The sequence below is a fragment of the Pseudideonella sakaiensis genome (genome assembly GCF_048320135.1).
Lineage (GTDB): Bacteria > Pseudomonadota > Gammaproteobacteria > Burkholderiales > Burkholderiaceae_C > Ideonella_A > Ideonella_A sakaiensis_A.
In genome coordinates, this window is sequence record NZ_CP182947.1 from 2,384,766 (window position 1) to 2,409,684 (window position 24,919).

At 66.2% G+C, this 24,919-nt stretch carries 22 protein-coding genes; 6 read left to right on the forward strand and 16 right to left on the reverse strand.

Features of this window, described 5'->3' with window-relative positions; genetic code table 11:
• Nucleotides 1-122 precede the first annotated feature (122 nt).
• The 4 genes from ACNH6H_RS10760 to ACNH6H_RS10775 all read right to left on the reverse strand — a co-directional run bounded on the left by ACNH6H_RS10760 (nucleotide 123) and on the right by ACNH6H_RS10775 (nucleotide 3,159).
• Nucleotides 123-1,025 carry an SMP-30/gluconolactonase/LRE family protein gene (locus tag ACNH6H_RS10760; RefSeq protein WP_418317547.1) on the reverse strand — a complete coding sequence of 301 codons (903 nt, stop codon included), beginning with the start codon at nucleotides 1,023-1,025 and terminating at the stop codon, nucleotides 123-125.
• On the reverse strand, nucleotides 1,022-1,912 hold the full coding sequence (locus ACNH6H_RS10765; RefSeq protein WP_418317549.1) for an aldose 1-epimerase: 891 nt from the start codon (nucleotides 1,910-1,912) through the stop codon (nucleotides 1,022-1,024). The genes ACNH6H_RS10760 and ACNH6H_RS10765 overlap by 4 nt, the downstream gene beginning before the upstream one ends.
• On the reverse strand, nucleotides 1,905-2,351 hold the full coding sequence (locus tag ACNH6H_RS10770) for a GNAT family N-acetyltransferase (RefSeq protein ID WP_418321282.1): 447 nt from the start codon (nucleotides 2,349-2,351) through the stop codon (nucleotides 1,905-1,907). Before ACNH6H_RS10770 ends, ACNH6H_RS10765 begins: the two co-directional genes overlap by 8 nt.
• Before the next feature lie 70 nt (nucleotides 2,352-2,421).
• Nucleotides 2,422-3,159, reverse strand: a complete 738-nt coding sequence (locus ACNH6H_RS10775) for a cytochrome b/b6 domain-containing protein (protein WP_418317551.1) — start codon at nucleotides 3,157-3,159, stop codon at nucleotides 2,422-2,424.
• Between the two features lie 173 nt (nucleotides 3,160-3,332).
• Here ACNH6H_RS10775 and ACNH6H_RS10780 point away from each other — a divergent pair, with 173 nt between their 5' ends.
• From ACNH6H_RS10780 to ACNH6H_RS10790, 3 genes are all read left to right on the forward strand, one after another.
• A complete protein-coding gene (locus ACNH6H_RS10780) occupies nucleotides 3,333-3,779 on the forward strand; it encodes a c-type cytochrome (protein ID WP_418317552.1) in 447 nt (148 codons plus the stop codon).
• 185 nt (nucleotides 3,780-3,964) lie between these two features.
• Nucleotides 3,965-6,466: an SLBB domain-containing protein gene (locus tag ACNH6H_RS10785; protein ID WP_418317554.1), complete on the forward strand. Its 2,502-nt coding sequence runs from the start codon at nucleotides 3,965-3,967 to the stop codon at nucleotides 6,464-6,466.
• Nucleotides 6,463-7,710, forward strand: coding sequence for a Wzz/FepE/Etk N-terminal domain-containing protein (locus ACNH6H_RS10790; RefSeq protein WP_418317556.1), 1,248 nt, complete (start codon nucleotides 6,463-6,465; stop codon nucleotides 7,708-7,710). Before ACNH6H_RS10785 ends, ACNH6H_RS10790 begins: the two co-directional genes overlap by 4 nt.
• Nucleotides 7,711-7,725: 15 nt before the next feature.
• Here ACNH6H_RS10790 and ACNH6H_RS10795 read toward each other — a convergent pair whose 3' ends face one another.
• From ACNH6H_RS10795 to ACNH6H_RS10810, 4 genes are read right to left on the reverse strand one after another with little or no spacing between them, the layout of a single operon-like run.
• Nucleotides 7,726-8,439 carry a VOC family protein gene (locus ACNH6H_RS10795; RefSeq protein WP_418317557.1) on the reverse strand — a complete coding sequence of 238 codons (714 nt, stop codon included), beginning with the start codon at nucleotides 8,437-8,439 and terminating at the stop codon, nucleotides 7,726-7,728.
• 32 nt (nucleotides 8,440-8,471) lie between these two features.
• Complete coding sequence (locus tag ACNH6H_RS10800) at nucleotides 8,472-9,302, reverse strand: PhzF family phenazine biosynthesis protein (protein WP_418317559.1); 831 nt, start codon at nucleotides 9,300-9,302, stop codon at nucleotides 8,472-8,474.
• A 21-nt stretch (nucleotides 9,303-9,323) separates the two neighbouring features.
• Nucleotides 9,324-10,547 carry a PLP-dependent aminotransferase family protein gene (locus ACNH6H_RS10805; protein WP_418317560.1) on the reverse strand — a complete coding sequence of 408 codons (1,224 nt, stop codon included), beginning with the start codon at nucleotides 10,545-10,547 and terminating at the stop codon, nucleotides 9,324-9,326.
• The gene (locus tag ACNH6H_RS10810) at nucleotides 10,544-11,515 is read right to left on the reverse strand and encodes a DMT family transporter (RefSeq protein WP_418317561.1); all 972 of its coding nucleotides are present in this window, start codon (nucleotides 11,513-11,515) and stop codon (nucleotides 10,544-10,546) included. Before ACNH6H_RS10810 ends, ACNH6H_RS10805 begins: the two co-directional genes overlap by 4 nt.
• A 96-nt stretch (nucleotides 11,516-11,611) precedes the next feature.
• On the opposite strand from ACNH6H_RS10810, the gene ACNH6H_RS10815 reads away from it, so the two are divergent.
• Together ACNH6H_RS10815 and infA are read left to right on the forward strand one after the other, a co-directional pair.
• Nucleotides 11,612-13,105 (forward strand): PLP-dependent aminotransferase family protein, encoded by a 1,494-nt coding sequence (locus ACNH6H_RS10815; RefSeq protein ID WP_418317562.1) that lies wholly within the window; start codon nucleotides 11,612-11,614, stop codon nucleotides 13,103-13,105.
• 81 nt (nucleotides 13,106-13,186) lie between these two features.
• Nucleotides 13,187-13,450 (forward strand): translation initiation factor IF-1, encoded by a 264-nt coding sequence (infA, locus tag ACNH6H_RS10820; protein WP_418317564.1) that lies wholly within the window; start codon nucleotides 13,187-13,189, stop codon nucleotides 13,448-13,450.
• A 47-nt stretch (nucleotides 13,451-13,497) separates the two neighbouring features.
• On the opposite strand, the gene ACNH6H_RS10825 is transcribed toward infA, so the two are convergent.
• The 8 genes from ACNH6H_RS10825 to ACNH6H_RS10860 all read right to left on the reverse strand — a co-directional run bounded on the left by ACNH6H_RS10825 (nucleotide 13,498) and on the right by ACNH6H_RS10860 (nucleotide 23,074).
• On the reverse strand, nucleotides 13,498-15,423 hold the full coding sequence (locus ACNH6H_RS10825) for an ATP-binding cassette domain-containing protein (RefSeq protein ID WP_418317565.1): 1,926 nt from the start codon (nucleotides 15,421-15,423) through the stop codon (nucleotides 13,498-13,500).
• Nucleotides 15,424-15,488: 65 nt separating this feature from the next.
• The gene (gene gshB / locus ACNH6H_RS10830; RefSeq protein WP_418317566.1) at nucleotides 15,489-16,475 is read right to left on the reverse strand and encodes a glutathione synthase; all 987 of its coding nucleotides are present in this window, start codon (nucleotides 16,473-16,475) and stop codon (nucleotides 15,489-15,491) included.
• 71 nt (nucleotides 16,476-16,546) lie between these two features.
• Entirely contained in the window at nucleotides 16,547-17,110 is a 564-nt protein-coding gene (locus tag ACNH6H_RS10835; protein ID WP_418317568.1) for a DUF1415 domain-containing protein, read from the reverse strand.
• Complete coding sequence (locus tag ACNH6H_RS10840; RefSeq protein WP_418317570.1) at nucleotides 17,110-18,984, reverse strand: potassium transporter Kup; 1,875 nt, start codon at nucleotides 18,982-18,984, stop codon at nucleotides 17,110-17,112. The genes ACNH6H_RS10835 and ACNH6H_RS10840 overlap by 1 nt, the downstream gene beginning before the upstream one ends.
• A gap of 136 nt (nucleotides 18,985-19,120) precedes the next feature.
• Nucleotides 19,121-20,398 (reverse strand): glutamate--cysteine ligase, encoded by a 1,278-nt coding sequence (gene gshA, locus ACNH6H_RS10845; RefSeq protein ID WP_418317571.1) that lies wholly within the window; start codon nucleotides 20,396-20,398, stop codon nucleotides 19,121-19,123.
• A gap of 164 nt (nucleotides 20,399-20,562) precedes the next feature.
• Nucleotides 20,563-21,957: an ammonium transporter gene (locus ACNH6H_RS10850; RefSeq protein WP_418317572.1), complete on the reverse strand. Its 1,395-nt coding sequence runs from the start codon at nucleotides 21,955-21,957 to the stop codon at nucleotides 20,563-20,565.
• Nucleotides 21,958-21,977: 20 nt separating this feature from the next.
• Nucleotides 21,978-22,316, reverse strand: coding sequence for a P-II family nitrogen regulator (gene glnK / locus ACNH6H_RS10855; protein WP_418317574.1), 339 nt, complete (start codon nucleotides 22,314-22,316; stop codon nucleotides 21,978-21,980).
• A gap of 26 nt (nucleotides 22,317-22,342) precedes the next feature.
• Nucleotides 22,343-23,074 carry a TorF family putative porin gene (locus ACNH6H_RS10860; RefSeq protein WP_418317575.1) on the reverse strand — a complete coding sequence of 244 codons (732 nt, stop codon included), beginning with the start codon at nucleotides 23,072-23,074 and terminating at the stop codon, nucleotides 22,343-22,345.
• A gap of 278 nt (nucleotides 23,075-23,352) precedes the next feature.
• Here ACNH6H_RS10860 and ACNH6H_RS10865 point away from each other — a divergent pair, with 278 nt between their 5' ends.
• Nucleotides 23,353-24,879 (forward strand): YifB family Mg chelatase-like AAA ATPase, encoded by a 1,527-nt coding sequence (locus tag ACNH6H_RS10865; RefSeq protein ID WP_418317577.1) that lies wholly within the window; start codon nucleotides 23,353-23,355, stop codon nucleotides 24,877-24,879.
• The last annotated feature ends 40 nt before the right edge of the window (nucleotides 24,880-24,919 follow it).

The following is a 24,919-nucleotide window of genomic DNA, read 5'->3' on the forward strand; positions in this document are numbered from 1 at the left end:
AGCAAAGCCTCGGGATTATACGTGGAAACCCGCCCCGCCCCAAAAGGGGGATGTCGGATTTTTGCACTGCCGCCGGGCAGCGCCCCACCGTCTCAGACCAGCAGCCTTGTCGGCCGGTTGCTTCAGCCGGAAAAAAAGCAAGCCGGCAAACCCGGTACATCGACGCGCATGGCCAGCACCGAGCCGGCCCACGGCTGGGCAGCGAGTTCGGCCTCGGGCCGTTTGTGACTGGCGGTCGTGATGTACAGCGTGCGCAGGTCGGCGTCGCCGAAACAGACCATCGTCGGGCATTGGACCGGCAACCGGATCTCGCGGATCACGTCGCCCGCCGGCGACAGCCGCACGATGCGAGCACCCTCGAACATCGCCACCCAGTAGCAGCCTTCGCTGTCGACTGCCGCGCCGTCGGGCCGGCCACCATAGGCCTGCGGCGACCCGGCATCGCGCGGCGCAAAGCTGGCGAAGACGCGGCGCCGCGACAGGCTGCCGTCGGCAACGCCGAAATCGAAGGCATCAATACGGTGCGCCTTGGTATCACTCCAGTACATCGTCGCGCCGTCCGGGCTCCACGCCAGGCCATTCGACACGGTGATGCCGTCGGCGCGCCGGTCGAGCTGCTGCCCCGACAGGCAATACAGCGCAGCCAGCGGCGGGTCGCGCGGCTCGTAGATCGTGCCGACCCAGAAGCGGCCAGCCGGATCACATTTGGCGTCGTTGAAGCGCTCGACGGCCGGATCGTATGGCGGCGGCGCCAGGCGTTCGCGGTTGCCGCTGGCGAGATCAACACGCCACAGGCCGTCGCGCATCGCCAGCAGCATCGAACCGTCGCGCAGCGGCGCGCAGGCCGCGACATCGGTATCGAAATCCCAATGCGACTCGATACCCGTGGCCGGATTGAAGCGGTGCAGCCGATGGCCCGGGATGTCGCACCAATAGAGGCACTGTTGATCCGGATGCCACAGCGGCGACTCGCCGAGCAGGCATCGGGTGGGGCAGACCTGACGGACTGCTGGGTCTGCACTCACAACACCGCAACCTCGAGCTGCAGCGCAAGCTCGCAGCTTTCGCCGGGTTCGAGCGTGCGCATGCCGTGCGCGGCCGGATCGGCCATGTGGATCGCATTCGGCAAATGGCTGGCCGGCGCGATTGCGAAGTCCTGCTGATCCGGATGGCTGTGCAGCACCAGATAAGGTGTCGCGCAGCGCAGCTGCAGCGAAAACCGCTCGTCGCGAACCCGCGCCGGACCGCTCCAGCCTTCGAAGGCATGATCGAAATCGAGGTGCGACACATCGCCGTCGAGCCCCGGCTGGCTGAGCCGGCGGATCGGCAGCCCGTTGACGTCGTTCTCCCAGCGCTGGCCGACGTCGATGTGCAGCCGGCTGCGCGCCCGTTTCGGGAAATTGATCCAGCAGCCGAGCCCGACCGGTTGCGCTCGCGTGTCGGTATTGGTCAGCAGCAGCTGGATGCCGAGGGCATTCGGCGTCAGGTTCAGGTGCTCGATCGCCTCGAAGGCATAAGGCCAGTCGGCATCGGGCTGGTGGACCAGCCGCATCACCGCATCCTGCGCGGTATGCGATTCGAGTGTCCAGCGGCGCTGCCAGCCCACACCGTGCAGCGAATGGTCCGCGGCGTCGGCATTCGGCGCGGTCGTGTGATCGCGGCCCTTGAAACGAAAGCGGCGCTGGCCGAGCCGATGCGCATAAGGGAGCAGCGGAAAGCAGGCAGCCTCCGACACCGCATCGAGGGCGGCCGGATCCGCCGACCGCAAAACCGGCGTGCCACGATGCCACAGGCCGGCGACACAGGCGCCGAGGTCGGCGCGCAACGCCAGCCGCAATGCACCGGCATGGAGTTCGAAGCGCCCGGCAACGGCTTCGGCGGACGGAACAGCGGGAGTGATGGTTTCAGTCAAGGTCGGCCTTCAGGTAGTGGGCACCCGCGATCGGGTTGAAATAGTAGGGCGGGATCTCTTCGAACCCGAACGACGCATAAAGCCCGCGAGCCGCTTCCATCTCGTCGAGCGTATCGAGCAGCACCGACGAGTAACCGGCGCGGGTCGCCTCGTCGAGCAATGCCTGCACCAGCAGTCGGCCGATGCCGAAGCCGCGAAATGCCGGCCGGACATAGAGCCGCTTCATTTCGCAGGCATTGGCATAGTCGGAATCTGGCAGCGGACGCAGCGCACCGCAGCCGGCAACCACGCCTTCGACGACCGCCAGCAGCAAATGTCCGCGCGGCGGCGCATATTCACCAGGCAGCGCCGCGAGTTCGACCGCGAAATCCTGGAAACACAGGTCGATGTCGAGGCTCGCCGCATATTCGCGGAAGATGCGCGCGGTCTCGTCGAGCATTTCGGCGCCCGCCGGCTGCACCAGTTCGATGTCGGGTCGCCGGGCTTGATCCGGCTCGGGGTCGGGCGAATCAGCCACCGAAGCCTGTCGAACCGAGTTGCACCACAGCCGCCACCAGGCCGGCGCCGAGCCCGATCAGCAACAGCGCCAGCAGGCGCTGGCGCCAGCCATCGGCCGATGCCCGGACCGGCTCGGAAAGAATCTTGTCGCCGGTGATCATCGGCCTGATCAGGTTCTGCCGCATCCGCCAAAGATAGACCAGAACGGCGGTGATGTGCAGTCCGATCAGCCCGAGGATCAGCCACTGGCCCCAGCTCTTGTGCCAACTCGTCAGGCTGGAACTGGTGGCGCCGCTGACCAGCGCGACCAGCGGTCCGCTGTTGGCGATTTCGTCGTCGGCAAACAGGCCGCTGCCGACCTGCACCGCCAGCAGGGCCAGCATCGCGAACACCGACAACGCGCCAAGCGGGTTATGACCGACGCCCACGTCTGCCCCTGCCCCGTCACCACCACCGCCGCGCAGATAGGCCAACAAGCGCGCCGGGGTGACGAAGAAGCTGGCGAAACGTGACCAGTGTCCGCCGACCAACCCCCAGGCCAGCCGGAACGCCAGCAGCGCGAAGATGGCATAGCCGAAGCGGAAATGCCAGACCATCGCATTGCCGCCGAGCTTTGCACTGACCACCGAGCCGGTCACGCAGACGACAAGCGTCCAGTGAAACAGCCGCGTCGGCAGATCCCAGATCCGGACCGGCCTCTCGGTCTTGCCTGCTTGTGCTGCCGTCGACGCGCCAGTGCTTGCTGCCATGGGCATCGACGATACCGCAGCTTGTGCAGCAGCGATCCGGCGCCGGCCGACTCTGCGAACACTCCGCCTGACCTACACTTGGTGCGGCGCACCCCCGCAACGGTTTGCGCGGTCCCGGCCGCTCGGCGATCGGGAAGCCCTATTCGCCGACCCTTTGTCCTGGAGAACCTCAAATGAAGACCATGCTCTGTGCCTTGCTGTTCGGCGCCGTCGCGCTGCCCGCTTCAGCGCAATTCAGGAAGGCGGAGGACGCCATCAAATATCGCAAGGCCGCATTCACGGTGATGGGCAACCATTTCGGGCGAATCGGCGCGATGGTCAACAACCGGGCGCCCTACGACGCGAAGGCGGCTTCGGAAAATGCCGCGATCGTCGCCGCGTTGGCAACCTTGCCGTTCGACGCCTTCGATGCCGGCACCGAAAAAGGCTTCGACACGCGCGCGAAGGCTGCGCTCTGGGCCGAGAACGACAAATTTCGCGCCGCCGCGAAAAAGATGCAGGAAGAAACGGCAAAGCTGGCGTCGGTCGCGAAGGCCGGCAATCCCGACACGCTGAAGGCCGCCTTCGGCGATGCGGCCAAGTCCTGCAAGAACTGCCACGACAGCTACCGAGAGGAGTAATCCCTCACCCAGCGGCGCAGCCGGTCCGCTGGTTCCGGTACCATTGCGCCGCCCGTGATGCGCGCCGATGGTGCGGGTGATGCCCGCGCGTCGCGCCGGGCCTGTCCATGCCGTCGCCGCTGCCGGTGATGTCGAGCGCTGTCCGGCGACCGATTCTTTCGCGCTATTCCTACATGTACGTCCCGATGTCTGCTGTCCGAAGAGTACTGGCCTGTCTGCTGTTGCTGGGCAGCGCAGCGATGCACGGCGGTGTATCGGCGCAGACCAATCCCGGTTTCTTCAATGCGCCGGGTTATGTGCCGTCGCAGCCGAGCCGCGCGCAGACCCCACGGACGGCGCCGAATGCCGAGCAGTCCCGCGAGCGCGCCGGCGATGCCGAACGCGGCCGCCGCCCTGTTGACGAACGTGGCGCGCGCGACGCCGACGGCCGGCCTTTCGACGATCGGCTCGAGCCGGATCGGTCCCGGGCCTTGCCGCCGCCACCGCCGCGGCCGAGCGAATTCCAGAAATTTGTCGAACTGGCGACCGGACGTTTGCTGCAGCCGTTCGGCCATCGCTTCTTTGCCGACAGTGCCGAAGCCGAAATACCGGCGGACAACGTTCCGGTGTCTGCCGACTACATCGTCAGCCCGGGCGACGAGATCGTGCTGCGCGCCTGGGGTTCGCTCGATGTCGACTACCGCAGCAAGGTCGATCGCAACGGCCAGCTGAACCTGCCGCGGGTCGGCAGCTTCAATGTCGCCGGCGTCAAGGCCTCCGACCTGGAGGCGCACCTGCGGGCGCAGTTGAGCCGGCTGTATACCAATTTCAGCCTCAGCGTATCGCTCGGCCAGTTGCGCGCCGTCAAGGTCTTCGTCGTCGGTCCGGCGACGCGCCCCGGCGTCTACACCTTGCCGAGCCAGGCGACCCTGCTGTCGGCCGCGGTTGCGGCCGGCGGACCGGCCCCGAATGGTTCGATGCGCAGGTTGAGCCTGCGCCGCGACGGCAAGATCGTTTCCGAACTCGACATCTACGACTTCCTGGTCACCGGCAACAAGACCCGCGACCTGCAACTCGCCGCAGGCGACGTGATCGTCTTCCACAATGCCGGGCCGCAGGTTGCCCTTGCCGGCGCGACCGATTCGCCTGCGATCTACGAATTGCGCGACCAGACCGAACCGGTGGCCAATGTGTTGCGCTACGCCGGCGGGGCATCGGTGCTGGCGAATCCGAACCGCGCCCAACTCGAGCGCATCGATCCGAGTTCAGGCAAGGCGGCACGCTTCGTCGAGGCCTTCCAGCTCGATGTCGCCGGCATGCGCAAGCAGTTGCGCGATGGCGACATCCTGACGCTGCTCGCGATCTCGCCGCAATTTGCCAATGCGGTGACGCTGCAGGGCCACGTTGCACAGCCGCTGCGTTACCCGCACACACCGGGCATGCGGATTCGCGACCTGATCCCCGACCGCGATGCGCTGATCACGCCGGATTTCTACCGCCGCAAGAACATGCTGGTGCAGGTGCTCGAGGATCCGTATCCGGAAGCCGATTTCCGCGACGAACGCGGGCGCGGTCGTGACCGCGAGCGCAGCAACGAGCGGCGCGGCGATCGCGCCGTTGGTGCCGATCGCAACCGTTCAGACACTTCTGCAGGTGGCCGCGACCTGCCACGCGCGCGCAATACCGAGCGCGAAACCGACCTCGAGATCACCGAGCGGGCCAGAAAATCGCCGGCTGCATTGTTCGAGGAACTGAACTGGGACTATGCGGTGGTCGAGCGGCTCGACAAGTCCGACCTGACGACGAAGGTCATCTCGTTCAACCTCGGCAAGGCGGTGCTGCAGGGCGATCCGGAAAACAACATCGAACTGTTGCCGGGCGATGTCGTGACGATCTACAGCCAGAAGGACATCCGGGTTCCGGTCGGCCGGCAGACCCGGCTGGTGTCGGTCGAAGGCGAGGTCGGCGCGCCCGGCGTCTACCAGTTGAACCCAGGCGAGACGCTGAAGCAGCTGCTGCGCCGTGCCGGCGGCTTGACGCCGCAGTCCTACCTGTACGGTCTCGAATTCAGCCGCGAGGAGACGAGACTGCGCCAGAACGAGAACCTGAAGCAGGCGATGGCCCGGCTGCAGGCGCTGACGGCGACGCAGGCGGCCCGCGATACCGCGAACCGCCGCGACGATCCGACGATCGGCAACGTCAGCGCCGCGGCGACGCAGGCCCAGCTGGCGCGACTCGCCCAGGTGCAGCCGAACGGCCGCATCGCGCTCGAACTGACCGCCGAGGCCAAGACCATCGACGCGCTGCCCGACCTGCCGCTCGAACATGCCGATCGCATCGTCGTGCCGGCCAGGCCCGGCTTCGTCACCGTCGCCGGTGCTGTGGTCAACAACAACGCCTTCCTGTGGAAGCCGGGCCGAACCGCCGGTGACTATGTCAAGCTGGCCGGCCTCGATGAAGCGGCCGAGCCGTCGGCAATGTTCATCCTGCGCGCCGACGGCACCGTCAGCCATGCCAACGACTCGCGCGGGCTGTTCGGATACGGCGGCCTGAAGACGCAACCGCTGTACCCCGGCGATGCGGTCTTTGTGCCGAACCAGCTCGATTTCGAGACCTGGGGACGCGCCTTCGTCCGCAACCTGAAGGACTTCTCGCAGATCTTCGCGCAGTTCGGTCTCGGCGCTGCGGCGATCCAGACCCTGAAATGATGGCGCCGGTGACGACGACGATGAACGAAGCGAATCCGGCCACCGATTACGACGACGAGAACGACGGCCCGCAGGTCAGCGCAGTCGAGGTGCTGACCTGGCTCGGCGAAGGCAAGGGGCTGATCGCGCTGCTGACGGCGATCGCGATCGCAATCGCCGCCGCATTCGCGTTTCTGTGGCCTCCGAGTTTTACCGCTCATACGACGCTGCTGCCCCCTGGCGCGCAACAGCCGAGCGGTTCGGCGGCGGCGCTTGCATCGCTTGGTGTGCTCGGCGGGCTCGCCGGCGGCCTCGCGACGAAGACGCCCGAGGAGCTGTATGTCGCGCTGCTGCGCAGCGATACGCTGCTGCGTGCGCTCGACGAACGCTACCAGCTGCAGCAGCGCTATGACTACCGCAGCTTCGTGCACCTGCGCAAACGCGTCGGCAAATACATCAGCGTCGAAGCCGACAAGAAAAGCGGCGTCATCACGCTGCAGGTGACCGATCGCGACCCGGCTTTTGCCGCCGATCTGGCCAATGCCCATGTCGAAGAGATCAAGAAGATCCTCGATCGTCTGGCGGTCAGCGAAGCGCAGCAGCGGCGCATCTTCTTTGAGCAGCAGTTGCAGGCGACCAAGGACAAGCTGATCGCCGCCGAACAGGATCTGCGCAAGGTGCAGGAACGCTCCGGCGTGATCGTGCTGGACAAGCAGGCCGAAGCGCTGATCGAAGGCGCAGCCCAGCTGCGTGCGCAGATCGCCGAACGCGAGGTCCAGCTGAAGGTGCTGAAGACCGGCGCGACCGAGCGCAACCCGGACGTGATCCGGATGAATTCGGAACTCGCCGCTTTGCGCAGCGAACTGGCCCGCATCGAATCGAGACAGGGGCAGGGCAACTCGGCAAATCCGCTCGACATGCAGGTCGCACGGCTGCCCGAGGCGGCAATCGACTACATCCGCGCCCGCCGCGAACTGAAGCTGCAGGAAACGCTGCTCGAAAGCATGATTCGCCAGTTCGAGATCGCCAAGCTCGACGAGGCGAAGGAGGGTCAGTTGCTGCAGCAGATCGACAAGGCGGTGCCGCCCGACTACCGCTCGTTCCCGTCGCGACTCCTGTTCCTCGCCGCCGGTGCGGCTGCCGGCCTGCTGCTCGGTATCGGCTGGGTCGTTGCTCGGCGTTATGCCGCACTCGCCAGCTCGGAAGACAGCGCCGATGCAGATTCCTGGCGCGCGCTGGGCCGGGCCTGGCGGCTGCGCGGCTGAGTTTCGCGCAGCGCGTCAGCGGCCGCTGCGATCGTCGGCGGGGGGAAATCCGCCGCGCAGCGTGACGATGCCGCGTGGCGTCTGCAGAACCGCCTCGAGTGGTGGCTTCTCTGCCGGGTCAGCCGGCAGTTCGACGCTGTCGAGTCCGATCGCCTGCAGCGCCCGGCTCAACACCTTCCGTCGTGCCGAGCGGACGCGCAGCGCCAGCAGGCGCACCTCGGCATCCGGCATCGCGGCGGCCGGGTGCCGGCCCTGCCAGCCGATCAGCGCCGGCAAGGCGCCGCGGTGCTGCGGCAAGCCGTCATCACGAACGGTGATCTGCCAGCGCAACTCGCCGGCCGGCGTCGGTCGCGATGCAGCAACCGGCTGACCGACGTCCTCGCCGAGCGCAGCCAGCGCGGCGACGGCCCGCGGCAGATCGCCACTCTGCGCGACGAAATGGACCAGCCGCGGTTCGCGTTCGACCGCCTGTTGCAGCACCGGCTCGTCGATGCCGAACCAGCGCGCACGGCCGGCAGCTGGTGGACCGTCCGCATCCGGATCGACCGCAATGATTTCGAGGTAGGCATCGGGCCAGCCCGGACCGGCAATCTTCAGCAGGCGGTTGTGGGTGGCCATCAGCGTATGGCGGCCACCGGGGCCGGGCGACACGCCAAGGGTGTCACCGCACCATTGCACGCCTTGCTCGAGCGACTGCGCGACGATCACCAGGTGATCGATCGCGGCCACCAGGCCGGTCGAACTTGCGGGTGGCAGCGCGCTCACAACGCGAGGCTTCCGTCGATGACCGGCGTCACATCGCCGCCGACCCAGATCGTCGAGCCATCCTGCTCGATATGGACACGACCGGCGCGTTGCAGTGCGCTGCCCTGGCTCGCGACATAGGCCGTCGGCGCCCGGCCCGACGAGATCAGCCATTGCGCAAGACCGGCGTTCAGGCTGCCGGTGACCGGATCCTCGAAACCTGGCGTAAAACCGATGAAGGCACGCACCTCGAACTGTGCCGGCCCGTCCGGCCAGCGCGCAACGACACCGAGCTTGATGCCCGCCAGCTCGTTGTAGTCGGGCTGCAGCGCGAGCAGTCGCTCGCGGTCGTCGATCATCACCGCGACCCAGCCCGGTCCGTTGTCGATCCACTGTGAGGCCTCGATCGCTGCGCGCTCGATCCGCAAGCCGCGAGCGATGCGCGCCAGCAATTCTGGATCGACGTCGCCGCTGCGCCGCAACGGCGGCGCGGCAAATGCCAGCCTGCCTCCTTGCCGCCGGATGCGGACCAGCCCGACCGCGCACTGCTGGACGATTTCGTTGGCTGCCGGGCGGCCACCGGTGGCGAGCCAGACGTGGCAACTGCCGAGCGTCGGATGGCCGGCAAACGGCAATTCGCCGCCGGGTGTGAAGATGCGCAGCCGGTAGTCGGCGCCGGTTTCGGTCGGCGGCAGCAGAAAGGTGGTTTCGCTCAGGTTGGTCCAGCGCGCCAGACGGGCCATCGCCGCGTCGTCGAGGCCATCCCCATCGACAACGACGGCGAGCGGATTGCCGTACAGCGGCCGGTCGGAAAAGACATCGACCTGGTGGAATCGGCGGTTCGGCATCGCAGCAATCTCCTTCAAACGTCAGGCGGCGGCCCGCTGCAGCCGCCGTCCGGTGGTGGCCAGCGCTTCATCGATGACGCCGGCCAGCGCAGCAACGCCGGCTTCGATCTGTCCGGCATCAACCGTGACGAAGCTCAGCCGCAGGCAGTTTTTCTGCGGCTTGTCGGCAAAAAAGGCCTCGCCCGGCACATAGGCGACGCCCCGCTCGACAGCCCTTGGCAGCAGCGCCAATGCGTCACAGCCGGGCGGCAGCTCGATCCAGAAAAACATGCCGCCGCGCGGCGTCAGCCAGCGGCAGCCTGGTGGCATGTGCCGGGCCAGCGCAGCGCCCATCGCATCGCGACCGGCGCGGTAGCGCTCGCGAACCGACGGCAGGTGACGATCGAGCAGGCCGTCGCGGACCACCTGGTGGACGATCCGCTGGTTCAGGCTCGGCGTGTGCAGGTCGGCAGCCTGCTTGGCCTGCAGCAGCTTCGGATAAACCGCCGGTGGCGCGACCAGATAACCGACCCGCAGTCCCGGCGCCAGCACCTTCGAGAACGAACCGAGGTAAATCGTGCCCTGCGGCCAGCGGGCTGCCAGCGGAGCCGGCGGCGGCTCGTCGTACCACAGCTCGCCATACGGGTTGTCCTCGATCAGCGGCAGCCCGGCGCGCCGTGCGGCGGCAACAACCGCATCACGCCGCGGCTCATCGAGACAGCGTCCGCCCGGATTCTGGAAATTGGGCAACAGGTACAGGAAGCGGGCGCCGGCGGCTTCACCGAGCCGCTCGGCGATCGGTCCGCCCTCGTCGCAGGCGACGCTCGCAAAACACGGCTCGCCCGGCGCAAAGGCCTGCAGCGCGCCGAGGTAGGTCGGCGCCTCGACCGCGACAAGGCTGCCGGCATCGATCAGCACCTTGCCGAGCAGGTCCAGCCCCTGTTGCGAGCCGGTGGTGATCAGTACCTGCGACGGATCGATGCGCATGCCTTGCCGGCCGAGATCGGCGGCGACCCATTCGCGCAACGGGCCGAAGCCTTCGCTCGACGCATATTGCAGCGCCGCCTGCGGCGTATCGCGCAAGACCTGCGCGGTCGCCTCGCGCACCGCATCGATCGGGAAACTGTGCGGCGACGGCAGGCCGCCAGCCATCGAGATGAGGTCGGGCCGTTCGGCGAGCTTCAGGATCTCGCGGATCACCGACGCATTCATCCGCTCGGCCCGGCGCGCCAGACGAATCGGGTTGCTGGAATCGGAGTCGGTCATCGATGGCGCCTCGTCGTTGTGATGCGGGCAGCCGGCGATGGTGCCGGCTGACCAACGGCCATTTTCCGGCCGATAAAAACCGTCGCGATGACCGCCAATGCGCTGACGACGGTCAACAGATCAAGCTGCTCGCCAAGCACAGGCACCGCAAACAGCAAGGCAGCGAACGGCTGCAGCAGCTGCACCTGGCTGACCCGCACCGTGCCGCCAAGCGCAAGGCCGCGGTACCAGGCAAAAAACCCCAACCACATCGAGAACACCGTGACATAGGCAAAGCCGCCCCAGGCGGCAAGCGGCGCCGGCTGCTCGGGCCAGCTCGCGAGCATCACCGGCGCAGTCAACGGCAGGCTCAGCACCAGCACCCAGCAGATCACCTGTTCAGCGCGAACCGATGTCGATAACTGAGCACCGGCGACATAGCCGGTGGCGGCGCTGAATATCGCCAGCAGCAGCAGCCCATCGGCCGACGACAGCTGCCCGCCGCCTTGCAGCGCGGCAAAGCCGAGCACGATCAGGCACCCTGCCGTCGCGCTGAGCCAGAACCCGATGCTGGGCCGTTGCCGCAGGTGGACCGCAGCGAGCAGCGCGGTGGCCAGCGGCAACACGCCGGTGACGACGGCCGCATGCATGGCGTCGACTTCGCGCAGCGCCAGTGCAAGAAACAATGGAAATCCGACCACGGTGCCGGCCGCACAGACCGCCAGTGCCGGCAGGTGGCGGCGCTGCAGCAGCGGCGCACCGGTCAGCAGCAGCCAGGCCGCGCTGAGCAGGCCGGCCACCGCCGCACGGCCGGCCGTGACGAACAGCGGCGGCAGCGCCGGCGCGTCGGCAGGACCCACCGCCAGCCGCGTCATCGGCAGCGTCATCGCAAAGATCAGCACGCCGAGCACACCCAGCCACAACCCGCGCTCGACCGCCTGGCCTTGCGCGGCGGCGCTGGTCGCATCGGCGAACGGCGTCTTTTTCATCACCGCAGTTTATGGCAACGATCAGTACAGAAGCAGTACACTTTTCCGGCACAACCCGCAGTCTGTACCGACGCTTTTTCCGATACACCGCCTCCGATGAGCAGCGCAACATCGTCTCCGTGGCTGTCGCGTACTGCCAATGCAGCGCTCAGCGACCAGCTCGCCGCCCGCCTTGCCTTGCAGATCGACCAGGGCCTGCTCGCGCCGGGCAGCCGGCTGCCGTCGATACGCGCCTGCGCACAGCACCACGGCGTCAGTCCGAGCACGGTGGTCACCGCCTACGACAAGCTGCAGGCGCAGGGGCTGGCACAGGCCTTCCCGCAGCGCGGCTTTTTTGTCCGCGAAAGCGCTGGCCACCTGGCGGCCGGTTCGCGGCCGGAGCAGGCTCCCGCCGGCCCGCTGCCGCGTCGACCGCTGCCGATCAGCGCAACGACGCTGATGCGCGGCATGTTCCAGGCACCGGGCCAGCAGCCGATGCCCGGGCTGGGCACGTTGCCGATCGAGTGGCTCGATCTGCCGATGCTGTCGCAGGCGCTGAAAAAGGTCTGCAACGCAACCGGTCTGGCCGAACTGACGCTGCAATATGGCGAGCCGGCCGGTGACCTGCGGCTGCGCCGCGCGCTCGCGCTGCTGCTTGGCGAGCGCGGCGTGACGACTGTGCCAGAGCAGCTGGTCACCACCGTCGGCGCGACCCACGCACTCGACGTCGTCACGCGCAGCCTGCTGCGTGCGGGCGACACGGTGCTGGTCGACGAACCCGGCTGGTCGGTCGAATTTGCCCGGCTCCGCGCACTCGGCATGCGCCCGCTGGCGGTGCCGCGTCTCGACGACGGACCGGACCTCGAAGTGATGGGCCAGCTGATCGAGGCGCAACCGGCCGAGCACCGGCCGCGGCTTTATGTGACGGTTTCGGTGCTGCACAACCCGACCGGCGGCTCGATTTCGCTGCAAAAGGCCCACCGGCTGCTGCAATTCGCGCAGCAACATTCGCTGTTCATTCTCGAAGACGACAGTTATGCGCACCTGGCGCCGCCGCATCTGCCCCGGCTCGCCGCACTCGATGCGCTCGAGCGGACGATCCTGGTCGGCGGCTTCTCGAAAATCCTCGCGCCGAGCTTTCGAGTCGGTTTTATCGCCGCGCCGAAGTCGCTGGTCGACCGCTTCGTCGATACCAAGCTGCTCAGCACGCTGAGCTCGCCGGCGCTGACCGAGCAGGCGCTGGCCTCGTGCCTCGAGTCGGGCCGGCTGCGCCGCCATGCCGAGCGGATCCGCCAGAAACTCGACGCCGCCCGGGCGCGCAGCGTGCAGCTGGCCGAGGCTCACAACTGCCGCTTTGCCGCTCCGCCGCGCGGCCTGTTCGGCTGGCTCGATGTCGGCTGCGATACCGAACGGCTCGCGTTGCGGATGCACGACGACGGCTGGCTGCTCGCACCGGGCAGCCTGTTTTTTGCGACACCCCGGCCGGGCTCGCTGATGCGGATCAATTTCGCAACCACCCAGCAGCAGCGGTTCTGGCAGGCCCTGGTCGCCGCCCGGCGTGAACTGGCCGGCCAAACGGCTTCAAACGTGGGGGGGAGTGCCCGAACCTGACGCTTTTTGCGGCACTCCGATATAATCAGAGGCAAGGTGTCGATTCGATTTTTACGTTTCCACCTAGTTCAGGAGCCCCGTTTGGCCAAAGAAGAATTGATTGAAATGCAAGGCACCGTGACCGAGGTGCTGCCCGATTCCCGTTTTCGCGTCACGCTGGAAAATGGCCACCAATTGGTTGCCTATACGTCCGGCCGCATGAAAAAACACCATATCCGGATTCTCGCCGGAGATGCGGTTTCGCTCGAAATGTCGCCCTACGACCTGAGCAAGGGTCGCATCACCTTCCGCCACATCGAGCGGCAAGGCGGCGGTGCCCCCCCGGCACGCCGGCGCACGCACTGACACCGCGTCACGGCCGGCCCGAAGCTGGCCGCTGATGGGGGTCTGCCTCAGGCCCGCTGGCCGAGAGCCTCCCAACGCTCCAGCGCCGCCATCAGCAAATCATCGATCTCGGCACACCGCCGCTGCGCTTGCGCAACCCGCGCCGCATCCTTGACATAGATTTCCGGGTCGGCAAGCAATTCGCCGAGCGCCTTCTGCTCGGCTTCGAGTGATTCGATCCGGCCCGGCAGTTCATCGAGCTCGCGCTGCTCCTTGTAGCTGAGCTTGGCGCGTTTCGGCTCTGCAGCAGCGGCCGGCGGCTTCGCGGCCGGCTTCGCCTCCACGCTGTCACGGCCCTTCTCGGCGCGCGTTGCCTGCTCGCGCAATGTGAGCGCACGCTGTCGTTGCAGCGCCCAGTCTTCGTAGCCGCCTTCATATTCGCGCCACAAACCTGGGCGCCCGCCGTAAGCCGGATCACCTTCCCAGGCGATCGTGCTGGTGACGACATTGTCGAGAAATCGCCGGTCGTGGCTGACCAGGAATACCGTGCCGGCGTAGTTCTGCAGCAGTTCCTCGAGCAATTCCAGCGTATCGATATCGAGATCGTTGGTCGGCTCGTCGAGCACCAGCACATTGGCCGGCAGTGCAAACAGGCGCGCCAGCAGCACCCGGTTTCGTTCGCCGCCGCTCAGCGTGCGCACCGGCGAATTGGCGCGCTCCGGCGAAAACAGAAAATCGTTGAGGTAACTCATCACGTGTTTGCGCTGGCCCGCAAACTCGACCCATTCGCTGCCCGGGCTGATCGTGTCGGCGAGCGTCGCATCGAGGTTCAGGCTGGCCCGCATCTGGTCGAAATAGGCGACCTCGATCCGGGTTCCCTGGCGCACCGTGCCGCTGGTCGGTTGCAATTCACCGAGGATCAGTTTCAGCAACGTCGTCTTGCCGGCGCCGTTCGGCCCGATCAGGCCGACCTTGTCGCCGCGCAGGATGGTCGCGCTGAAGCCGTCAACGACGGTCTTGCGCTGCGCGCCGTCACCGAAGCTCATCACGACATCCTTCAGTTCGGCAACGATCTTGCCGCTGGGCACGCCGGAATCGACTTCCAGCCGGACCTGGCCGAGTGAATCGCGACGCGCCTGGCGCTGCGCACGCAGCACCTGCAGCCGTTCGATGCGGGCGACGCTGCGCGTGCGCCGCGCTTCGACGCCCTTGCGGATCCAGACCTCCTCCTGCGCCAGCAATTTGTCGGCGCGTGCATTGGCCAGCGCCTCGGAGGCGAGTTGCTCCTCCTTCAGCCGCTCATAGGCGCTGAAATTGCCCGGATAACTGCGCAAATGGCCGCGGTCGAGTTCGACGATGCGCGTCGCGACACCATCGAGGAAGGCGCGGTCGTGGGTGATCAGCATGACGCTGCCGGCAAAGCCGCGCAACAGTTCTTCCAGCCAGGCAATCGAATCGAGGTCGAGGTGGTTGGTTGGCTCATCGAGCAGCAGCACTTCGGGTACCGCGACCAGCGCCTGGGCCAGCGCGACGCGTTTTTTCATGCCACCGCTCAGCTCGCCGACCTGCCGGCTGCCGTCGAGATGCAGCCGGTCGAGTGTCGTCTCGACGCGTTGCTCCCAGTTCCATGCGTCGAGCGCCTCGATGCGCGTCTGCAAGGCATCGAGGTCGACGCCATCGGCGTGTTCCTCGTATCGCTGGCGCAGCATCTTCGCCTCGGCGACACCCTCGCTGACGACCTCGAATACGGTATGGCCGGCGTCGAAGACCGGCTCCTGCGGCACATAACGGATGCGCAGCCCCTGCGTCATCTGCAGCAGGCCGTCGTCGAGTTTTTCGAGGCCGGCCAGCACCTTCAGCAGCGACGACTTGCCGGCGCCATTGCGGCCGATCAGACCGAGCCGCTCACCGGTCTCCAGCGAAAAGGCGGCGTGGTCGAGCAGCGGCACATGGCCGAAGGCGAGCTGGGCATTGGAAAGCGATAACAGGGCCATGGAAGGTTTCGAGAACTGGGCCGGAGATTATCCGGCTTCATCGACGCCCGACCCGGCCCCGGTCATCAACCCCCTGCTGCCGCCTCCAGCGCGTCGATGAACACCTTCGCGACATCGAAGCCGGTCTGCTGGCTGATTTCCTGGAAACCGGTCGGGCTGGTCACATTGATCTCGGTGACAAAGTCGCCGATCACGTCGAGGCCGACCAGCAGCAGGCCGCGCTCGGCAAGCACCGGCCCGATCTGCTCGGCAATCTCTCGGTCGCGCGCCGACAACGGCTGGGCGACGCCCTTGCCGCCGACCGCCATGTTGCCGCGGATTTCGCTGCCCTGCGGAATGCGCGCCAGCGCATGCGGGATCGGCTTGCCGTCGATCAGCAGGATGCGCTTGTCGCCGGCGCTGATTTCCTTCAGATACCTTTGCACCATCACGCTTTGCGCGCCGTCGCGGTTCAGCGACTCGATGATGCTGCCGAGGTTCAGCCCGTCCGGACCGACGCGAAAAATGCCGGCGCCACCCATGCCGTCGAGCGGCTTGACGATGATGTCGCGGTGTTCGGCATGGAAGCGGCGGATCTCGGCGGCGTCACGCGTCACCAGCGTCTCGCCGGTCCACTGCGGAAATTCGAGGATCGCCAGCTTTTCCGGATGGTCGCGCAGCGCCTGCGGGCTGTTGAAGACGCGCGCGCCGCTGCGTTCGGCATGGCCGAGCAAATGCGTCGCGTAGAAATATTCGATGTCGAACGGCGGGTCGCTGCGCATCAGCACCGCATCGACATCGCGCAGTGCAAGCGGTGTTGCATCGCGCTCGGCAACCGGCTCGACGAACCAGTCGGCCACCGTCTCGCCGGCCGATGACTCGCGGGCGGCCTCGGTCAGCTCGATCCGCCGCACCGGCGCGCAGACCTCGCCGCCGTGTTGCCAGCGCAGATCGCGCGCCTGGCAGGCCAGCAACCGATGGCCACGGCGCGAAGCCTCGCGCATCATTGCAAAGGTGGTGTCCTTCGCGCTCTTGAATTTCTCGAGCGGATCGGCAACAAACAGCAGTTTCATGGTGGATCTCGAAGGGATGACGTCCGGCGCCCGCACTGTTGCACAGATTCGCCGCCGGCGCCGGCGGCCGCTCAGCGGCCGAACAGCTTGCGCCAGCCGTCGTGGCCGAGGCGGCGCAGGGTCTTGATATTGCGCCGGTAGATCTCGTCCGGATCAGCGACGCCGCGCAGCGCGCGTTCGACGCTGGCCTCGCGCAGCAGGTGCAGCATCGGATACGGCGAGCGGTTGCTGTAATTGTCGATGTCGTCAGGCTCACTGCCGTCGAAGCGGTAGTCGGGGTGGAAACTTGCAATCTGGATTTCGCCGTCGAGGCCGAGAGACTCGATGCAGGCATCGGCGATGCCGAGAAAGTCGTTGTAGTCGAAAAAATCGGCCAGCACGCCAGGATGGATCAGCAGTGTGGTTTCGATGTCTGCAGGGTCAGCCTTGGCCAGCAACTGCAGCTCGGCCTGCAATTCAGCGAGCAGATCGGCTTCGTCGCCTGCCCCGCTGCAGACAAAGCGGATCGAGCCGCTGCGCCGCACCGCGCCGGCAAACGGACACAGGTTCAGCCCGATCACCGCCTTGTCGAGCCATTGCTGCGTCGCCTCGATCACCTGTTGCGGATCGCTGTCGGCCACCTTCGTTGACTCCATCAGATCTCGACCTTCGAGCCGAGTTCGACGACGCGATTGGTCGGCAAGCTCAGAAAATCGGCAGCGGCCGCGGCATTGCGGTGCATGCTGGCGAACAGTTTTTCGCGCCACAGCGCCATGCCGTGGCCGAGGGTCGGGTTGACGATGTCGCGCGACAGGAAATAGCTGGTATCCATCGGATCGAGGTTGATTCTGCGCTCGGCGATGAGGTTCAGTGCGACCGGCAGGTCGGGATCGTTCTTGAAGCCGAAATGAACGACAACCTGCCAGCAGTCATGGCCGAGCGGCGAGATTTCGCACCGCTTGTTGAAGCCAATCCACGGCACCTCGTGCTGCCTGACGGTGACAAACAGGTTGGTGCGATGCAGAACCTTGTTGTGCTTCAGATTGTGCAGCAGCGCGTTCGGCGTCATGCCCGGCTCGCTGACCAGAAAAACCGCGGTGCCGGGTACACGCAGCGGCGGACTGATGAAGATCGATTCGAGAAAGCTGTCGAGGTCGATCGCCTCCTCGCGCAGCCGCTTGTTCATCAGCCGCCGCCCTTGCTTCCACGTGAGCATCAGTCCGAAGACGACGCCGCCGATCGCGACCGGAAACCAGCCGCCATCGAAGATCTTCACGATGTTCGCGGAGAAATAGGTCAGGTCGACGAGGAAAAAGAAGCCGGTTGCGGCAAACGACAACGACCAGCGGTAGTTCCAGCCGTAGCGGATCACGAAAAACGTCATCACCGTCGTGATCAGCATGTCGATCGTCACCGCGATGCCGTAGGCCGCAGCAAGCCGGCTGCTCGAACCGAAGATCACCACCGCCAGCACGATGCAGATATACAGGCTCCAGTTGATGAACGGCACATATATCTGGCCGGCCTCGCGGACCGAGGTGTGGGTGATCCGCAGCCGCGGCAGATAGCCGAGCTGGATCGCCTGCTTGGTGACCGAAAAGGCAGCCGTGATCAGCGCCTGCGAAGCAATCACCGTCGCGCAGGTGGCCAGGCCGATCAGCGGATACAGCGCCCACGCCGGCGCCATTTCGTAGAACGGATTGCGCACGTTTTCCGGGTGGGCGAGCAGCATCGCGCCCTGGCCGAAATAGTTGATGACCAGCGCCGGCATCACCAGCGCGAACCAGGCGAGCCGGATCGGCCGCTTGCCGAAATGCCCGAGGTCGGCATACAGCGCCTCGGCGCCAGTCACGCACAGGATGATCGAGCCGAGCGCGATGAATGCGACGCCGGGATGGAACAACACGAAACCCAGCGCATGGTGCGGGCTCAGTGCTGCGAGGATGGCCGGATTGCGCGCGATGTGGACGAGGCCCATCAGCAGCAGCACGACGAACCAGACCACGGTGATCGGGCCGAACAAGCGGCCGACACTGGCGGTGCCGAAACGCTGCATCACGAACAGGGCCGTCAGGATCACCAGCGTGACCGGGATGACGTAGCTGTGCAGCGCCGGCGCCGCGACCTCCAGCCCTTCGACCGCCGACAACACCGAGATCGCCGGCGTGATCACGCCGTCGCCGAAAAAGATTGCGGTGCCGAAAATGCCGAGCACGAGCAGTCGCGCGCGCAGCTTCGGGCGGCCCTTCACCGCCTGCGATGCCAGTGCCAGCATCGCGATCAGGCCGCCCTCGCCGTTGTTGTCGGCGCGCAGGATCAGCACGACATATTTCAGCGAGACGACGACGGTGATCGTCCAGAACATCAACGACAACACGCCGAAGATGTTGTCTGCCGTCAGCGGCACATGGCCGTGCGCAAACACTTCCTTGAAGGCATACAGCGGGCTGGTGCCGATGTCGCCGTAGACGATGCCGATGGCGCCCAGCGTCAGACTGGCCAGACTGGAAGCTCGGGAGCTTGAATTCACGAATCACGCGCCCGCAATGGACGCCGCACCGTCGAAGCCGGCATTCTGGACCTGCGCCGGGGTCGCCGCCGCTGCGCCGGCGAGTCAGTTGCTGCGCCGCAACAGGCGCTGGCTGGTCAGCCTGCCGGCTGCACGATCACTCGTAGACCTCGGCGTCAGGGTCGTTGGCCTCGAGCTCATAGGCCGCGGCGACCATCGCCAGCCGGGCAATCACGCCGTACATGTAGAAGCGGTTCGGCGGCGCCGCACCCTGCTTCGCGCCGAGTTTCGGAAACTGGCCCGATTCGGCCAGTGCCAGCGGCACATAGCTGCAACCCGGCGCGTTCAGGCTTTCGTCGGGGCCACGTTCCGGATGGATGCGGTAGAAGCCGCCAACAACGTAGCGGTCGATCATGTAGACGACCGGTTCGGCCGCCGCATCGTTGACCCGCTCGTAGGTCGGCACGCCCTCCTGCAGCAGCACCTCGCGGAACTGGCTGGCGGTCGAGCCATCGCGCCACTGCCGGCACAACTCGCCGATCTCCTTCACATCGCGCACCGTATGCACCGCCGAACCGGCCGGCCCGTCGGCCTTGACGATCACGAACGGCTTTTCCTGGATGCCGTATTCCTTGTATTTGCGCCGCACCTTCGCGAGCAGCGCCTCGCTGTTCGTCATCAGGCAGTCGGCTGCCGCATCGTCGGCAAAGTCGACCTCGCCACAACTGGCGTGCATCGGGTTGATCAGCCAGGGGTCCATGCCGAGCAGCTTGGCGAACTTCTTCGCCACCTCCTCATAGGCATGGACATGCTGGTTGCGCCGCCGCATCGTCCAGCCGGCGTGCAGCGGCGGCAGCAGGTACTGCTCATGGATGCCTTCGAGCACCTTCGGCACACCACCGGCCAACTGGGTGTTCAGCAGGATCGTGCACGGGTCGAAATGTTTCAGGCCGAGCCGGCCGCGCGTGCGCACCAGCGGTTCGAGCGTCAGCGTCGTGCCGTCCGGCAATTCGACCGGGGTCGGCCCGGCGATCGTTTCGTCAATCGAGCCGAGCCGCACATTCATCCCCGCCTGGTGGAAGATCCGCGTCAATTGCGCGACATTCATCAGCGCGTCGGTATCGGCGGAGCGCTCCGGGATCAGCAGCAGATTTTTCGCCTCCGGGCAGATCTTCTCGATCGCCGCCATCGCCGCCTGCACCGCCAGCGGCAACATGTCGTCGGTCAGCAGCTGGAAACAGCCCGGAAACAGGCTGGTATCGACCGGCGCCAGCTTGAAGCCGGCATTGCGCACATCGACCGAGGTGTAGAAGGCCGGCGTGTGCTCCATCCATTCGAGACGGAACCAGCGCTCGATCGCCGGCAGCGACTCGAGGATGCGCTGCTCGAGTTCATTGATCGGTCCGGACAGGGCGGTGATGAGATGAGGAACCATTGAACTGCCCGTGGTAATCACGAAGGAAAGGCGTGGGAGATTCTAGGCATGTGGGATCGCATGCCGGTTGCTCAAGTTCAATCAAAAAAACAGGGCCACGTTGCGGTGGCCCTGGTTCGGTGCCGGCAGCGCCTGTCGACGCCGCCGGCGAAGGCTTGCCAGCCTCAGTTGTGGTAGGCGGTTTCGCCGTGCGAGGTGATGTCAAGACCCTCGCGTTCCTCGTCTTCCGGCACCCGCAGACCGATCACCATGTCGATCAGCTTGTAGGCGATGAAGGCAACGACAGCCGACCAGACGATCGTGATCAACACGCCCTCGGCCTGTACCAGCACCTGGCCGACGATCGAGAAATCCTCGCCACCGGTTCCGCCCAGCGATGGTGCGGTGAATACGCCGGTCAGCAGCGCGCCGAGAATGCCGCCGACACCGTGGACGCCGAAGACGTCGAGCGAATCGTCCGCGCCGAGCATCTTCTTCAGCCCGTTGACACCCCACAGGCAGACGAAGCCGGCGAGCAGGCCGATGATGATCGAGCCCATCGGACCGACCGATCCACAGGCCGGCGTGATCGCGACCAGCCCGGCAACCGCGCCGGACGCCGCACCGAGCATCGACGCCTTGCCCTTCGCCAGCGCCTCACCGACCGACCATGACAACACAGCGGCGGCGGTGGCGAACAAGGTGTTGATGAAGGCCAGCGCGGCGCCGCTCGTCGCCTCGAGGTTGGAGCCGGCGTTGAAGCCGAACCAGCCGACCCACAGCATCGACGCACCGACCATCGTCAGCGTCAGCGAGTGCGGCGTCATCGACTCCTTGCCATAACCGATCCGGTTGCCGACCAGGTAGGCGCCGACCAGACCGGCAATGCCGGCATTGATGTGGACGACGGTACCGCCGGCGAAGTCGAGCGCACCCTTGTCGAGCAGGTAACCACCCGAGCCCCAGACCATGTGCGCGATCGGCAGGTAGCAGAACGTGAACCACAGCACCGTGAATGCGATCACCGCGGCGAATTTCATCCGCTCGGCAAACGAGCCGACGACCAGCGCGCAGGTGATGCCGGCAAACGTGGCCTGGAAGGCGATGAAGACATATTCGGGCAGCTTGACATCGGCGCTGAAGGTATCGGCCAGCGACGCCGTCGTGACACCCTTCAGGAAGATCTTGTCGAGCGAGCCGATGATTGCGCCTTCGCCGCCGAACGCAAGGCTGTAGCCATAGATCGCCCACAGCACCGCGGCCAGCGAAAACACGACCAGCACCTGCATCAGCACCGACAACATGTTCTTGCTGCGGACCAGTCCGCCGTAGAACAGCGCCAGCCCCGGAACGGCCATGAAGATGACGAGCAGCGTGGCCGTCATCATCCAGGCAACGTCACCCTTGTGAACCGCCGGCGCCGCCGCTGGTGCGGCCTCGACGGCGACTGCAACGACCGGTGCCGCCACCTCGACGACGGCCGCGGCCGCCTCCGGTGCCGACGCGGCCTGCGCCCATACTGCGCCCGAGATACCCAGGCCGAAAACGGCCAGCAGAATGCTTGCAAACAATTTTTTCATGACGTCTCTGTGTTGATCACTCAAAGGGCGTCCTTGCCCGTTTCGCCGGTCCGGATGCGAACGACCTGCTCCAGCGCGGAAACGAATATCTTGCCGTCGCCGATCTTGCCGGTGCGAGCGGAATTCTCGATCGCCTCGATTACCTGATCGACGATGGCATCATCGATCGCCGCCTCGATCTTCACCTTCGGCAGAAAATCGACGACATATTCGGCACCGCGGTACAACTCGGTATGACCCTTTTGCCGACCGAAACCCTTGACCTCGGTCACCGTGATACCCTGCACGCCAATCGTGCTGAGCGCTTCACGCACTTCATCGAGCTTGAACGGCTTGATGATCGCTGTCACCATCTTCATGAATATCTCCTGTGGTTTGCTGCGGCTCAGAATGTCTTGACGACAGACAGCACGAAAGCGTCCTTGCCGAGGTCCTTGCCGGATTGAGGGCCGACGGCGACGCGGTCGCGGTTGGTGCCGATGTACGAGGCACCGAGCACATATCCGCTCAGGTCATAGCTGACACCGACCTTGAAATCGGTGACGCGACCTGTCTGTGGCGGCGTATTGCGGATGCGCTGGTGGCCGACATGCGCATTGATGCCCAGGCCATTGCCCAGGTCCTGCGCAAAGGCGAGGTCGAAATAGCGGCTGCCCTTGGTATTCGGCGCGCTGAAGAAGTCGGACACCGCATGCGAATATTTGGCGCTCAGCGGACCGAACGTCGCACCGACATAAACCTCGGTGTTGTCGATCTTGCTGGCGCCGGCCTTGCCGCTGCCCGGGTAATAGTAATAAATCGCACCAACGTCGAAACCGACACCGCCAAACTCCCTGCGGTAGCCGCCATAAACGTCCATTTCCAGGTTGCTGCCGTTGTAGAACGCGCTGTCGATATTCGAATTCCAGTTGCCCAGATAAAGACCGGATGCGTGGCTGAGGTCGAAACCGCCCTGCAACGCGGGTTTGCGGTCGGTTTGCGAAATGCCGCGGAATCGGTAATCGCTGAACAAGCCGAGGTTGCCGCTGATGCTGACCGCCGGGGCGGCGGTCTGCGCGATCGTGTTGCTGGCCAGCAGTGCCAACACCATGCTCATCACCCAATTGCTCGTTTTCATCGGAAATCCTGTTGGTTGGAATTGACGGATGCCTGCTTCCTGCAGGTTCCGTGCCAATGCGCCAAGACAGTGAGCCTGCGCAACATCGGTTCACTGAGGCGGGCGCCTGTGCACCGCGCGCGCCTGCGTTGCACCAACGTGGTGCCGAAAGCGATCCTGGCGCTCGGATCCTCAGGGATTGCCCGCACAGGTACGCCCCATTGCCGCGCGCCCCGCCCGACGTGCTCCCTCTTCTGGTGGGGCCGGCGGCCCATCGCCGGATGGGAAGATCCTCGGCCATGTCGCTTGCCGTTCTCCACAGCCGCGCCCTGCTCGGCATCGACGCACCCGCCGTCACCGTCGAGGTGCACCTGGCGAACGGGCTGCCGGCGATCACGCTGGTCGGGCTGGCCGATACCGAGGTCAAGGAAGCGCGCGAGCGGGTCCGCGCGGCCTTGCAGAACAGCGGCCTCGTCTACCCGCACAACAAGAGGATCACCGTCAGCCTGGCGCCGGCCGACCTGCCGAAGGATTCGGGCCGCTTCGATCTGCCGATTGCGCTCGGCATCCTCGCCGCCAGCGGCCAGATCGATCCGCAGCGCCTGATCGGCCATGAATTTGCCGGCGAGTTGTCGCTGGCCGGCGAACTGCGGCCGGTGCGCGGCGCGCTTGCGATGGCATTGGCACTGCAGCGCGGCTCGCCAGGCCGCGCGCTGGTACTGCCGGCCGGCAGCGCCGAGGAAGCTGCGCTGGTCGACGGCCTGCGCTGCCTGCGCGCCGAGCACCTGCTCGACGTGGTGCGCGCGATGCGCCATGCCGGCGCCGACGCGCAAGCAGCCGACCCGTTGCCGCCGGCACGGCCGCTGTCCACATCGGCCGGCCCTTCGGTGCCGGATCTGCGCGACGTGCGCGGCCAGGCCGCTGCCAAGCGGGCGCTTGCCCTCGCTGCTGCCGGTGGCCACAGCCTGTTGCTGGTCGGCCCACCCGGCACCGGCAAATCGATGCTGGCGAGCCGCCTTCCGGGCCTGATGCCACCGTTGACCGAGCGCGAAGCGCTTGAATCGGCGGCGATCCTGAGCCTGGTCGGCCGATTCTCCGCATCATGCTGGCGGCAGCGGGTTTTCCGCGCGCCGCACCACAGCGCATCGGCAGCGGCACTGGTCGGCGGCGGGGCGCCGCCACGGCCCGGTGAAATCTCGCTCGCGCACGCCGGCATCCTGTTTCTCGACGAATTGCCGGAATATCCGCGGGCCGCGCTGGAGGCATTGCGCGAGCCGCTGGAGACCGGCCGGATCACGATCTCGCGGGCGATGTACCAGACCGAATTTCCGGCCCGCTTCCAACTCGTCGCGGCGATGAATCCGTGTCCCTGCGGCCAGCACGGCAGTGTGTCGGGCCGATGCCGCTGCACACCGGAGGCGATTGCCCGCTACCAGGGGCGGCTCAGCGGCCCGCTGCTCGACCGCATCGATCTGCAGGTTGAAGTGCCGCCGATTGCGCCGGCGACCCTGGCCGCACTGCCATCCGGCGAGCCGAGCGCGGCGGTGGCGGCCCGGGTGGCCGCAGCGCGGACGCGGCAATTCGATCGTCAGCAAGGGCTGAACTGCGGCTTGAACGGCGACGCGCTCGATCAGCATTGCCGGCTTGCGGCGCCGGCACGCGATTTTCTGCATGGCGCAGCGACCCGGCTCGCCTGGTCGGCGCGCAGCCACCACCGCGTTCTGCGCGTCGCACGCAGTGCCGCCGACCTCGCGGGCAGCGACGAAATCGGCATCGAGCACCTGGCCGAGGCAATCCAGTACCGGCGCGTGCTGAGCGGCGGCTGAGCCTTTGCAGGCACTGGGCGCCTCGACAGGCACAGGGAAC

Coding starts and splice junctions, on each gene's coding strand:
- ACNH6H_RS10815 (WP_418317562.1), top strand. CDS start 11,612: ATGAGCAGCGCAACATCGTCTCCGTGGCTGTCGCGTACTGCCAATGCA.
- ACNH6H_RS10775 (WP_418317551.1), bottom strand. CDS start 3,159: ATGGCAGCAAGCACTGGCGCGTCGACGGCAGCACAAGCAGGCAAGACC.
- gshB (WP_418317566.1), bottom strand. CDS start 16,475: ATGAAACTGCTGTTTGTTGCCGATCCGCTCGAGAAATTCAAGAGCGCG.
- ACNH6H_RS10770 (WP_418321282.1), bottom strand. CDS start 2,351: ATGCTCGACGAGACCGCGCGCATCTTCCGCGAATATGCGGCGAGCCTC.
- ACNH6H_RS10835 (WP_418317568.1), bottom strand. CDS start 17,110: ATGGAGTCAACGAAGGTGGCCGACAGCGATCCGCAACAGGTGATCGAG.
- ACNH6H_RS10865 (WP_418317577.1), top strand. CDS start 23,353: ATGTCGCTTGCCGTTCTCCACAGCCGCGCCCTGCTCGGCATCGACGCA.
- gshA (WP_418317571.1), bottom strand. CDS start 20,398: ATGGTTCCTCATCTCATCACCGCCCTGTCCGGACCGATCAATGAACTC.
- ACNH6H_RS10850 (WP_418317572.1), bottom strand. CDS start 21,957: ATGAAAAAATTGTTTGCAAGCATTCTGCTGGCCGTTTTCGGCCTGGGT.
- ACNH6H_RS10790 (WP_418317556.1), top strand. CDS start 6,463: ATGATGGCGCCGGTGACGACGACGATGAACGAAGCGAATCCGGCCACC.
- ACNH6H_RS10780 (WP_418317552.1), top strand. CDS start 3,333: ATGAAGACCATGCTCTGTGCCTTGCTGTTCGGCGCCGTCGCGCTGCCC.
- ACNH6H_RS10785 (WP_418317554.1), top strand. CDS start 3,965: ATGTCTGCTGTCCGAAGAGTACTGGCCTGTCTGCTGTTGCTGGGCAGC.
- glnK (WP_418317574.1), bottom strand. CDS start 22,316: ATGAAGATGGTGACAGCGATCATCAAGCCGTTCAAGCTCGATGAAGTG.
- ACNH6H_RS10860 (WP_418317575.1), bottom strand. CDS start 23,074: ATGAAAACGAGCAATTGGGTGATGAGCATGGTGTTGGCACTGCTGGCC.
- ACNH6H_RS10805 (WP_418317560.1), bottom strand. CDS start 10,547: ATGACCGACTCCGATTCCAGCAACCCGATTCGTCTGGCGCGCCGGGCC.
- ACNH6H_RS10825 (WP_418317565.1), bottom strand. CDS start 15,423: ATGGCCCTGTTATCGCTTTCCAATGCCCAGCTCGCCTTCGGCCATGTG.
- ACNH6H_RS10800 (WP_418317559.1), bottom strand. CDS start 9,302: ATGCCGAACCGCCGATTCCACCAGGTCGATGTCTTTTCCGACCGGCCG.
- ACNH6H_RS10810 (WP_418317561.1), bottom strand. CDS start 11,515: ATGAAAAAGACGCCGTTCGCCGATGCGACCAGCGCCGCCGCGCAAGGC.